The organism is Maribacter sp. (assembly GCF_039974175.1).
Lineage (GTDB): Bacteria > Bacteroidota > Bacteroidia > Flavobacteriales > Flavobacteriaceae > Maribacter_C.
On sequence record NZ_JBDWJN010000009.1, the window covers coordinates 1 to 12,300 of the forward strand.

Annotated in this window: 7 protein-coding genes; 3 read left to right on the forward strand and 4 right to left on the reverse strand. The window is 38.4% G+C overall.

Features of this window, described 5'->3' with window-relative positions:
- The first annotated feature begins 411 nt into the window (after positions 1-411).
- Both ABJN95_RS06480 and ABJN95_RS06485 read left to right on the forward strand, forming a co-directional pair.
- Positions 412-1,740: a Gfo/Idh/MocA family oxidoreductase gene (locus ABJN95_RS06480; RefSeq protein WP_348369446.1), complete on the forward strand. Its 1,329-nt coding sequence runs from the start codon at positions 412-414 to the stop codon at positions 1,738-1,740.
- Positions 1,741-1,748: 8 nt separating this feature from the next.
- Positions 1,749-2,462 carry an SDR family oxidoreductase gene (locus ABJN95_RS06485; protein WP_348369448.1) on the forward strand — a complete coding sequence of 238 codons (714 nt, stop codon included), beginning with the start codon at positions 1,749-1,751 and terminating at the stop codon, positions 2,460-2,462.
- Position 2,463: 1 nt separating this feature from the next.
- Here ABJN95_RS06485 and ABJN95_RS06490 read toward each other — a convergent pair whose 3' ends face one another.
- The 4 genes from ABJN95_RS06490 to ABJN95_RS06505 all read right to left on the reverse strand — a co-directional run bounded on the left by ABJN95_RS06490 (position 2,464) and on the right by ABJN95_RS06505 (position 11,023).
- On the reverse strand, positions 2,464-5,211 hold the full coding sequence (locus tag ABJN95_RS06490) for a PD-(D/E)XK nuclease family protein (protein ID WP_348369450.1): 2,748 nt from the start codon (positions 5,209-5,211) through the stop codon (positions 2,464-2,466).
- Positions 5,212-5,278: 67 nt separating this feature from the next.
- Positions 5,279-6,619 (reverse strand): OmpA family protein, encoded by a 1,341-nt coding sequence (locus ABJN95_RS06495; RefSeq protein ID WP_348369452.1) that lies wholly within the window; start codon positions 6,617-6,619, stop codon positions 5,279-5,281.
- A gap of 113 nt (positions 6,620-6,732) precedes the next feature.
- Positions 6,733-7,926, reverse strand: a complete 1,194-nt coding sequence (gene kbl / locus ABJN95_RS06500) for a glycine C-acetyltransferase (protein WP_348369454.1) — start codon at positions 7,924-7,926, stop codon at positions 6,733-6,735.
- A gap of 7 nt (positions 7,927-7,933) precedes the next feature.
- Entirely contained in the window at positions 7,934-11,023 is a 3,090-nt protein-coding gene (locus ABJN95_RS06505; protein WP_348369456.1) for a UvrD-helicase domain-containing protein, read from the reverse strand.
- Positions 11,024-11,155: 132 nt separating this feature from the next.
- Here ABJN95_RS06505 and ABJN95_RS06510 point away from each other — a divergent pair, with 132 nt between their 5' ends.
- Positions 11,156-11,764: a superoxide dismutase gene (locus tag ABJN95_RS06510; protein ID WP_348369458.1), complete on the forward strand. Its 609-nt coding sequence runs from the start codon at positions 11,156-11,158 to the stop codon at positions 11,762-11,764.
- Positions 11,765-12,300: the final 536 nt, after the last annotated feature.

A 12,300-nucleotide genomic window follows, 5' to 3' on the forward strand; every position in this document is an offset into this window, starting at 1 on the left:
CTGTTCTGTTGATTGCTGCTTTCATAATTTCTATATTTTTTGATGTTGTTTTTTAAATGACTTACAACTAATAGACGAGCGATATTTTGTTTTGTTACAGTACTATGTATAAAAAGGTACTATTTTATAGAATATTTAACAAATACAAGGACTGGAAGAAACCATTAATTTGGTTTAAAATATTGATATTCAATTTATTATATTCTTTTTGATCAAAAAATCTATTGGAGAATTTTTTTTGCATTTTAGGCAGGTATACGGCATTTTCCTAAACTTTCCGCTTTTATTTTATTGTTTCAAAAGCTACAAGCGATAGCAAATACGGTTAAAAAACTACTTAAATTTTCAACAAGCGTTTTTTTTCTTAATTTACTGTCTTACAGCGGTACTAACGAATTCATAAAGACCATCATGACCACAAGAAGAAATTTTATCAAGAAAACCACAGCGGGTACAGCGGCCGTTACCCTTGGCGGATTGGTATTGCCAAGTACGTCATATGCCAATTTCCTAGGTGCAAATGACCATATCAACTGTGCGGTTATTGGAGTGCGTAGTAGAGGAAAGGCACATTATAGAGCAATCCATGCCGATGCCAATGCGAAAGTTGTGTATACCTGCGATGTGGATGATACTATTATTGAAGAGCATAATGTCTGGTGTCAAAAGCACTTGGGATATGTACCGAAAGTAGAAAAGGATTTTAGAAAAGTCTTAGAAGATAAAGATGTAGATGCCGTTTTTATCGCTACCCCTGAACATTGGCACGCACCAATGGCCATTGCCGCCTTGCAAGCCGGAAAACATGTGTATGTAGAGAAGCCCTGTAGTCACAACCCATATGAGAACGATTTGTTGGTTGCTGCTCAAAATAAATATGGAAAGAAAGTGCAGATGGGCAATCAACAGCGTTCTGCACGCACATCGATCATGGCGATAGATGATATTCGAAATGGCATCATCGGGGAAGTGTACAAAGGGGAAGCCTATTATTCGAACAACCGCGGCTCTATAGGTAGAGGAAATAAAATCGACGTGCCTAAAACTTTAGACTGGGAACTTTGGCAAGGTCCGGCCCCGCGTAAAGATTTCAAAGACAACATTCATCCGTATAACTGGCACTGGTTTCGCAATTGGGGAACGGGCGAAATGCACAATAATGGCACCCATGAGGTCGATATCTGCAGATGGGCCCTAGGGGTAGATCTGCCTGAAAGTGTGACCTCTTTTGGCGGAAAATATACCTATGATGACGATTGGGAATTTGTAGATAACCAACAAGTAACCTTTAAATTCGCTGACAATAAATTCATAACTTGGACCGGTCATAGCCGAGGCGTTCTAAAACCCCAAAGACCTGGAAGAGGTATTACCATTTACGGAAGCAAAGGCGCTATCCAATTGGATCGTAACTTTTATAAATTGTATGATTTACAAGGTAATTCAATTAAACACGAATTTGAGAAATCAGCTAGTGCAACGACCAACACCAGAGGCGAAGGAGGTTTAGACGTTACCCATGTCGGCAATTTCTTTGATGCCATAAGGGAGGACAAAAGCCTGTATGCTGATATCAATGATGCCAGTATCTCTACCATGCTCTGCCACCTAGGCAACATGGCCCAAGACGCTGGTGAGATGCTTAAAATCGACCCATCAACAGGAAAGGTTCTGAACAACGAAAAGGCAATGCAAAGCTGGAAACGAGAATACCAACCCGGTTGGGAACCTAAATTATGATAGTATAAATGCACGATTTAAAAGGAAAAGTAGCTTATATCACAGGAGGTTCTAAAGGTATAGGTTATGGCATTGCAGAAAAGTTAATTGCGGCGGGAATGAAAGTTGCCATAAGCGGCAGGACTTTGAAATCGGTAGAAACCGCTGCCCAGTATTTAGGAGGTGCCGAGAATGTTTTGGCATTACAATCTAATGTAGTTCAACTTGATGATGAGAAAGGTGCTGTTCAAAAGATTTTAGCTACCTGGGGACAATTAGATGTGGTTCTTGCAAATGCTGGGGTAGGGTATTTTGCCCCTGTTGATGAAATGTCTACTGAACAATGGCATCAAATGTTAGATACTAATTTAACCGGCGTCTTTCATACGTTAAAGGCGTCGGTAGAGGCCTTGAAAAAATCAAAAGGATATTATATAACCCTGGCCAGTTTAGCAGGTGCTAATTTTTTTGCGTCTGGCGCTGGCTACAATGCAACTAAATTTGGGGTGGTTGGTTTTACCCAAGCCAGTATGTTAGATTTAAGAAAGTATGATGTGAAAGTCTCCACGATAATGCCGGGCTCGGTAGCAACGCATTTTAATAACAATGAACCTTCTGAAAAAGATGCTTGGAAAATTCAGCCTGAAGACATTGGCGAATTGGTCTTAGATTTACTCAAAATGCACCCTAGAACCTTGCCAAGCAAAATTGAAGTGCGCCCCACAAGGCCCGATAAAAAATAAGCTATACTTCTTTTTCCGTAATCGGAATTTTGGGGTTACAGATTTCTAAGATTAACTTTTTTAATTCCTGTACGAAAAGGTCAAGGGTTTCATTGGTGATCGTATGTTCTTTCTTGGCCCAACTTCCTCGCTTGTCTTTTGTAGCAAATTTTAGGAGTCCGGCATTTAGATTTTTAAAGGAAATAATTCCTGATTCAATGGTGTCAATCTGATTTTTATCTTTGTACATGAGCGCGTAACACAGCAATTGAAATGCTTTGCTATAGGTATAGTCATCTGTGATTTCTTGCCAGTTTACAATCTCCACATTTCTTGACTCTACTTTACCCGTCTTGTAATCGATAATTCTTAGCATTCCGTCTTTCTCATCGATTCGATCAAGTTTTCCTTTTAGAACAACGGGAAAATCCATTTCAGGGAAGTTGAGGCTGATATTTAATTTTTCTTCGATACCGAGAATCTTGATTTGGTGGTTTTTTGTTTCGGCTATTTCAGAATCGATATAGTTCTCTAAATAACGAATAATTACGTTGTAGGCAATAAGATTTCTACCGCTACTGATATCACCCTCCATATAACTTTTGGCAAAATGTTTTTTCACCACTATCTTAATTTTAGCTCTTGCCGTAGCTAGCGCCTCTGACGATAAAAATGTTCCTAAGAAGGGCCTATATAAATCTTCCAAGCTATCATGAACAATGGTTCCAAAGGTATTTGCTGCAATCGTCTCCTCTACTTCAAGCGTGTCATCGATGCCTAGTAAGCTTCTTTTGTAAAAATCAAGCGGGTTTCTAATATAATTGCTCAAGGAAGTCGGTGAGAAGCCGTTTTGGGCATGATTTCGAATTAGCTGTAGCAATTCGTCGTCTTTATTAAAGTTGCTTAAGCTATGTAGTATGGGTTCAATGCTTGGAGTGGCAATTGTAGATACTATATTCTTTTCTTTGTTGGGGTCGGTGAGCAATTGTGAAATCAACCTGCTTTTTTCACCCCCCTCAAGTACATCAGGTTCCGTATTGTAAATGATATGGATGTTCTTGGCCCGCTGTAGTAACCTGTAAAAATGATAGGTATAAACAGCATCCTTTTCTTTATAGGTGGGTAAACCTAGCCTCGTTTTTAAATCGAATGGAATAAATGAATTATTTGATTTTCCAGAAGGCAATATCCCTTCGTTCACCGAACTGATAATTACGGTTTCGAAATCTAGGTTTCGGCTTTCGAGCATTCCCATTATTTGTAACCCTTCTAATGGGTCGCCTTGAAAATCAACAGTCTCTGAAGACAACAATTCCTTGTATAAGCTTTGTAACGATTTTAAATCAGTAATAAAGGGGTGCTTTTGTACCAATTCTAGTATTTGGTTGAACAGGGTATGAAAGCGATAGAGGTACTCTAATGCTAAAGCATTTTCATTTTCTTGTAGCTTAATTTTTAGGTGCTTAATAATTGTCAGACATTTTTTAACAAATTCCTCAAGGGCAGGTTGTTCATCAAAAAACAGCAATTTAATCGTTGGATTTTCATCGATAAAATCTTGTATTTTATACGGGCTAATGTGCGTCCAGTTTTTACTCTTGATAAGGTTTTGTAAATCTGAATAGGAATGAGATTCTTGGTTTAGAAGCGTAGAAATGAATGGATGCGATAAGAAATCAAGTACATGTTGGTAAAACCAACCCTGGGAATCGCGATGAATATACAAGTCTATAAACTGAGCGAACAGTCCGGCTAGTGGAGTTTTATTTAAAGGATAGCCCATGGTAATATTGACTGCCTCAATTTCTTTAGGCACAGCATTTAGAATGGGGTTCAAAAGGCTTTCATCTCCCAATACAACGGCCGTGTTTTTTAGTGATTCAGCGTTTTCCGATTTAAGCTTCGCCAGAAGCCCACCCACATATTTCGCTTGCGAAACGTTTTTTGGAACTCCGGTAATAAGAATTTTTTTATCAGAAAGGTAATAGTCACTAATACCCTGAAGTGGATATTCATGAAAATGCGGCCAAGTTTTTCTGTGGGTTCTTATAAAATACCCCGCCGCGTGCACGGGATCTTCTAAAAAGTAAGAATCTAAATCCCAATAAATCGCTGCGTTAGAATGCTTTAGAATAGTTTGTATGATTTGACTTTCCGCAGTATTAAGCGCATTGAAACCTACGAAAACATGTTTTTTATGCTCCACATTTTCGAGATAAGCCGGAAGTAGCTCACAGGCTTGGCGATATACGAGTCCTTGATGCCCCACTCCTTTTTTCAGTAAGGCGTTATTGAAACTGCTGTATAGTTGATGCAGATTGTTCCAGAAATTAAGGTAGTCTTGCATCAATTTGGTCTTCTCAGCCTGTACAGACCAATGGTTGAGTTCCTGAATCGCCGAAAGATTTGAAAATAGCTTTTCGGCGTCAATTAAATAGCGATCTATCTCATTAAAATCTTGAAGCAGGGTTTGTCCCCATTTAGAAAAGGCAAAGAAGCTATCCTTCTCATCTGGGGTATGCTTTAAATAGGTGTCGTACAACTCAAAAAGCTGTTGGGTATTTGACATATAGCCAAGGCCCGATATCTTTTCGATGAAGCTTTCAATACTGTAGATTTCTGGTGCGAAGGCCGTTTTTTTTGAAGTCTTGGCTAGGGTGTTTTTTAAGAAAGTTCCAGCTCGTTTGCTAGGCAAGACAAAGATCAGTTTTTCAAGACTTTCATGTTCTTTAGTTATTTTATCGATAACCTCTTCTAGAAAACTCTGCATAGCTAAAAATAAAAAAAGCCACGCAATTGCGTGGCTTTTCTTGTATGAAATAGAAGTTTAAATCTTCTTACTTAACTAAGTTGATTTCAGTTCTTCTGTTTTCTTTTCTACCGCTTCTAGTTTTGTTAGAAGCAATTGGTTTAGATTCACCGTATCCAATAGCAGTTAATCTATCAGCAGCAATTCCTTCTGCGATTAAGAAATCTCTAACTGAATTAGCTCTTTTTTCAGATAATGATTGGTTCAATTTCTCGCTACCAACACTATCAGTATGACCTTCAACCGTAAACTTGGAATTTGGATACTCACCTAAAATTCTGATGATATCAACAAATACAGAAGTTGTAGCAGGGCTCAAAGTAGCTTTACCTGTATCAAATAAGATGGTACGGGCATAGTCGTTCAATTGCTTTTGAACTTCTTCAGTTACCTCTGGGCAACCATTGTTAGCAACAGTACCTGCAACATCTGGACACTGATCATCTTTGTCTAAAACACTGTCACCATCTTTGTCAGGCCAAGGACATCCTTTGTTTTCAGCAGGACCTGCTTCGTTAGGACACTCATCATCTTTATCGGCAACTCCGTCACCGTCAGCATCAGGACAACCTGCTAAAGCAGCAAGACCTGCTTCATTAGGACAAGCATCATCTTTGTCAGCAACCCCGTCACCGTCAGCATCAGGACAACCATTCATTTCTTTAGATCCAGCTTCGTTAGGACAGCTATCTTTGCTATCTTCGATTCCATCACCGTCAGCGTCAGGACAACCATTGAAAGCTTCTAAACCAGCAACTTCTGGACAAGCATCATCTTTGTCATAGATTCCATCACCGTCAGTATCAGTACCGCCAAATTTAACAGCAATACCTGCTAAATGTTGCCAGTGCTTAACCCCATAATCTTCGAAGGCATGTTTGTAGCTAGTCTGTAAAGTAAGACCGATGTTTTCTGAAAACCAAAGGTTAACACCAACACCACCGTTTACTGTACCGGCACCAATTTCATCAACCCAAGTATAACCACCACCTACTTCGATGAATGGGTCGATAGTTGTATTTTTTAGGAAACTATATTTGATAGTACCATCTAAAGCGTAGTGAGAAAGATCATCAACAGCGGTATCACCCAATTTGCTGATTTTATTCAAAGAACCTCTAACTCCAACAGCAAATCCGTCACCAACAGACTTAGATACGCCGATGTACGAAATTGAAGGAAGAATGTTCCAGTGATCATTAGCGTTGAAGAGCTCATTACCAAAAGAACTTACATCCCCAGTAGGATAAACGTCAATGGCATTAACCCCAAAACTTACTTGCCAAGGGTTATTCTCGTCTTGCGCTTGAATACTGCTAAAACCTACGAATAATAGGGCAACAGCCATTAATTTGCTAAGATGTTTCATGTTTAAATTTTTAAGTTTAAGTGTTTATTAGCTGCAAATGTAACTTGTTAAAAATTATTAACAAAATCAATTTCTTATTTTTTTTGTTGCATTTGACAGGGGAAATAACGCATTTAAACGATTTTTAGTATGTTACCTACTTCAATAAACGCAAGAATTGCCTTATCTAAATGTTCCGTTTTATGCGCGGCTGATAATTGTACGCGAATACGCGCTTTTTCTTTAGGAACTACGGGGTAAAAGAAACCAATGACATATATTCCTCGCTCTAATAGCATATTAGCCATCTTCTGGGCTAATTTAGCATCATAGAGCATTACAGGAACAATTGCCGATTCTCCGTCAATGATATCGAAACCTGCCTCTTTCATTCCTTTTTTAAAATAATCTGTGTTCCGCTGCAAGGTATCTCTTAGGCTGGTATCTGTTTTTAACATTTCAAATACCTTAATGGAGGCCCCAACAATGGCTGGGGCAAGCGAATTTGAAAACAGATAAGGCCGCGAACGTTGTCTAAGAATTTCTACAATCTCTTTTTTACCTGTAGTATAACCTCCCATAGCACCACCCAAAGCCTTACCAAGCGTGCCCGTGATGATATCAATGCGATTCATTACGTTCTTTTCTTCCAAGGTACCACGCCCTGTTTCACCAATGAATCCGGTAGCATGACATTCGTCTATCATAACCATGGCGTCATATTTGTCTGCTAGATCGCAAATTTTGTCAAGTGGAGCCACCAATCCGTCCATAGAGAAAACTCCATCGGTTACGATTATCTTGAAACGCGCGTCGTCAGCATTGGCTTGTTGCAACTGTTTTTCAAGATCTGCCATATCGCTATTGGTATATCGATAGCGTTTTGCCTTGCACAATCGAACCCCATCTATTATGGAAGCATGATTGAGCGAATCAGAAATGATAGCATCTTCGGCAGTTAGCAAGGGTTCGAATACTCCACCATTGGCATCGAAGGCAGCCGCGTACAATATGGTATCTTCCGTACCGTAGAAATCGGCAATGTTTTGCTCCAGTTCTTTATGAATATCTTGCGTACCACAGATGAAACGCACAGATGACATCCCGAAGCCATGCGAATCCATGGTGTCTTTTGCTGCTTGAATTACTTCAGGATGCGACGACAACCCCAAATAGTTGTTCGCACAAAAATTAATGACTTCTTCACCTGAAGAAATTTTGATAACCGCATCTTGAGGCGAGGTAATGATGCGTTCCGATTTGTAAAGTCCGTCTTCCTTAATCTGATTTAGTTCTGCTTGCAGATGTTCTTTTATTTTTCCGTACATAATACTCTTAAATGAATTCAGGTGTAATTTCTTCGTTAATATAAATAATGATTTTATTTTTTATGCTATAGCCCATTTCCTCCAAAGCAAGGGCATAAGAATCGATTTGGTCTTTGTATCGAACGTCTCTCTTACCCGTCTTATAATCAATAATTGTGGCTTTATTTCCATTGATAACCACTCTATCAGGTCTTAAAATACTTCCGTTTTTGGTGATGATATCGCTTTCATTTTTTATTGTATTTCCTGTTGCGTAATACGACTGTAGCCTCGGGTGGTAAATAATTTGCAATACCATGTTTCGCAATGGATCAATCTCTTCTTCGGTAATATCGCCATTTCGTTGCACTGTAGCCAATGCATTTTCAATGTTTTTTTCCGATTCGACCAAACCCATAATAGCATGAATCAAATTCCCTTTAGATAAAGCGGTTTCCTTAGTAGTATCCCACAAGGCTCCTGAGTTGGCTATAATTTTAAAACTATCTCTTTCTTTATAAGAATATTGATATGCAATACCTTCTTGTCTTTTAGTTATTATATTTTGTTGCTGAAAGTCTAAGGCGCCGAATTGATAAAGCCTTTTTCCCTCTTCCCAAAGTCCTTTTTCCTCTAAAAAGTGAACAAAAAGGCCGCCGTAGTTTTTAGGAGTATCCGATTTTTTAGAAGCAGTTTCCGCTATCGTAATTACGTAAAGCGCTTTCACCGCCCGCGTTAAAGCCACATATAGTACGTTAAAAGCATCTAGTTCTAGTTTGTTGTTTTCTGCTAGATACAAATGTTCGGCGGTGGAGCTGTAATTAATAACTTCTTGCTTTTTGTTTATTAGAACCTCATCGAAACCTGCAATAGCTTCCCCTTCAAAAGGAAGCCATAATTTAGCGTCCTTGTCATTGTATATTTTTGAATGTGCGTATGGGTAAATAACGATTTCAAATTCCAATCCCTTTGATTTATGTATGGTCATAATCTGAATCGCATTAATGCCCGATGGCGCCGCAACGCTCAATTTTTCTCCTTTCTTTTGCCAATAGGACAAGAATACGGTAATACCAGTGCCTTCTCTTTGTTCAACATCAAATACTGTATCCATAAAAAAATTGATATAGGCATCTGATTGGGGCGCTAAGTCAAATTGCTTGATGGCATATTCAAAAGTGTCATATACCGAAACCTGTTGCATTTTTGCGATATCAAAATCATATTCTATTCTTAACAGCAATTCCAAATCTTTTAAGTGCAGCACGATCTTACGATGTTGCTCTTGCTCTTCTTGAAATAAATAGGTAAGTATTTCAAAAGCGATTCCAACATCATCAGCTTGGTTTTGAAAGCGTAAAAGGTTCAGCAAAAACCTAACTTTCGGACTGCTTTTTAGGAGTAGGCTTTCAGACGAAATTATCGGAATTCCCTCTTGGGTTAAATAATTGGCCAAGAGCACACCTTCCTTGTTTCCACGAACTAGAATACAAATATCTTTGTATTCGAATTCTTTTTCTCGAAGCTCATATATGGTTTTTATAAGCTCATTGCAGTATTGCTCGTCTAGGGTATAGGCATCATTTTCTTCTAAGAAGGTGAGTTGCACAAAACCATTTTTAAGATGGTTGATTTTTTGTTGGTTGCCATCGGTGAATAGTGTTTCATAGATCTGGGAATTTAAAAACGGACTTGTAGAGGTGAAAAAATCGTTATTGAATTTTATAATTTCTTCATGACTTCGGTAGTTTGACGGGAGAGGTTCAATTTGAGCCTGTATCACAAATGGATTGGTGCTTGAATTCACGAGATTCAAAAACTGTTCGGCTTTTCCACCACGCCAGCGGTAAATTGCCTGTTTGGCATCACCTACCAAGAAAAGTGAGCCGACTTCACTCGAAAGGGCATTGTCTATTAGCGGAATCAAATTGTTCCATTGCATTTCTGAGGTGTCTTGAAACTCATCGATAAAATAATGTCGGTATTTCTCTCCTAAACGTTCATAAATGAATGGGGCCGGTTGTTCTTTAATTTCGTTTGATATGATGGTATTGAATTCAGAGATAGATAGCTGATCACGTTCATTTTGAATGGCTTTCACTTCGTGCTGAATGGCATTTAAAACGGTTAGTGGAACAATGTTCTTATATGCATTTTTTAGCATAGCGCGGGTATACATCAGCTCCTTAAGTTGAAGATAAGATTGATATAAATTGGATGAAAAGTCATTGGTGGGGAGTGCAATACCAGACTTCAATATCTTAGCCTGCATCAAGTTTTCTTCCAATTTATTCTTATAAAGTTTAGCGGGCTCAAAAATGCCATCGCGAACCCTCTTAAAATGATTGGGTAATGTTTCTCTAGGAAAGTCAGTGGTTTGCAAACCAGATGCGTTAATGAAAAGTAGCGTCTCTTCCGCCAAGGTGATAGCCGTTTTTTCTAAATCTGTTATTTTTTTATTGATGGTATTCTGCAGCTCCAAAAAATCATCAATCGTTTTGTTTTCGAACTTTTTTAAATGTTGTGCATTGGTCTCGTTGAAGATAAGCTTACCTACTTTATTTAGGTCTATTGCTATATCCCAGCTTTTATCATCATCGATCTTCTCTAAGGCAAAATCAAGGAGTATTTTGGTGAGTTTTGAATCAGTTCCAGCCTTATTGATGAGTTTAGATACTGCTTCATCTAAAAGTAAATCGGTTTCCAAAACCACCTCAAAATTCTGAGGAATTTTTAGGTCTTTGGCAAAGGTTCTTATCAAGCGATGCGTGAATTTATCAATTGTGGAAACATCGAAAAAAGCATAATTATGAAGAATCTTTTTTAAGATCGTCTTTGCCTTTTTTTGCAATACCAAAACCTCAAGTTGTAATTCTTTTAAGAGATCAATAAATAGGGGCGGAGCATCTTTAAGGGTACTTATTCTGCTAAAAGTGAAAAGGCTTTCAAGAATACGTTCTTTCATCTCGTTAACCGCCTTATTGGTAAAGGTGATGGCCAAAATTTGACGATAACCCTCATTAGTGGAAAGAATAATTTTAAGATACTCTTTAGTAAGGGTGTAGGTCTTGCCCGATCCTGCAGAAGCATTATATATTTTGAACGAATTCGTAGGCACCTACTTTTTAGCTGCAAATTACGTAGAACTCTTCTATATACCGCGCGCTTCTTAACAAAGATTTATTCGAATATGTTTGTTAAAATATGTAAATTTGAGGAAATCGAATTTTAAAAATAAAATATAGAAATTATGGCTTTTGAACTACCAAAATTACCCTATGCCTACGATGCACTGGAACCACATATTGATGCGAGAACTATGGAAATTCACCATACCAAACATCATAACGGATATACGACAAAGTTAAATGCTGCAATAGATGGTAGTGAATTGGCTGGACAGTCGATTGAAGCTATTTTATCGAATTTAGATATGTCAAACGGAGCAGTTAGAAATAATGGAGGCGGATTCTTCAACCATGCGCTGTTTTGGGAAGTTCTGTCACCCAATGGTGGTGGTGCTCCTTCTGGTGAATTGGCTGACGCCATTAATGGTGCCTTTGGTTCTTTTGATGAGTTTAAAAGTAAATTCAGTGCTGCCGCAGGAACTAGATTTGGTTCGGGTTGGGCGTGGTTATGTGTTCATCCCGGAGGCAAGGTGGAAGTTTGTTCTACGCCGAACCAAGATAACCCACTGATGCCAGGAGTTGACTGTGGTGGTCGCCCGATTTTAGGCTTAGATGTCTGGGAGCACGCATACTATCTTAACTATCAGAACAGGAGACCTGACTACGTGAGTGCTTTTTTCAATCTAATCAATTGGGATAAGGTAGCGGAGTTATACGCTGCACACAAATAGCACGTTATTTAAACGGTAGATTAAATAAGAAAAATCTCTCCTTCGCGATGACGAAGGAGAGATTTTTTTGTCTTCATAAAAATAGAAAAGGGCAGAGAAGTCTCTACCCTTTTCGTCCCAAATCTTACCATAAACTTAACCTACTTATGCTATGGCAGTACTAAATTACTGGTATTGTGTTAAATAAAAAAGAAATTTTGGTATTTTTTAAGAGCTTTGTTTTTCAACAAAAGGGTAAGAATTTTCCCATAATCTAGGCTAGCCTTGTCAATTACTGGGGTTTCCAAATAAAAAAGGCAGAGCAATGCTCTACCTTTTTTCCCCAAATCTTACCATGAACTTAACCTACTTATGCTATGGTTCTCCAAAAATATAGTGATTTTTTGATCTTTTAAAAGGTTTTAGATGAACTTCCAAGAAGTTGGGTTGAAATGCATTTTATCGATAAGAGTCCTACAAATCGATGTAAACGGAGTATCATTTTCGTTATTCTTATGAAAATAAAAGGCTGGTGCAGGGTTTCGACTGTTCCCCAC

What these genes read in the sequence shown, in the direction of transcription:
- kbl (WP_348369454.1), bottom strand. Translation starts at nt 7,926, where the DNA reads ATGTACGGAAAAATAAAAGAACATCTGCAAGCAGAACTAAATCAGATT.
- ABJN95_RS06480 (WP_348369446.1), top strand. Translation starts at nt 412, where the DNA reads ATGACCACAAGAAGAAATTTTATCAAGAAAACCACAGCGGGTACAGCG.
- ABJN95_RS06510 (WP_348369458.1), top strand. Translation starts at nt 11,156, where the DNA reads ATGGCTTTTGAACTACCAAAATTACCCTATGCCTACGATGCACTGGAA.
- ABJN95_RS06490 (WP_348369450.1), bottom strand. Translation starts at nt 5,211, where the DNA reads ATGCAGAGTTTTCTAGAAGAGGTTATCGATAAAATAACTAAAGAACAT.
- ABJN95_RS06495 (WP_348369452.1), bottom strand. Translation starts at nt 6,619, where the DNA reads ATGAAACATCTTAGCAAATTAATGGCTGTTGCCCTATTATTCGTAGGT.
- ABJN95_RS06485 (WP_348369448.1), top strand. Translation starts at nt 1,749, where the DNA reads ATGCACGATTTAAAAGGAAAAGTAGCTTATATCACAGGAGGTTCTAAA.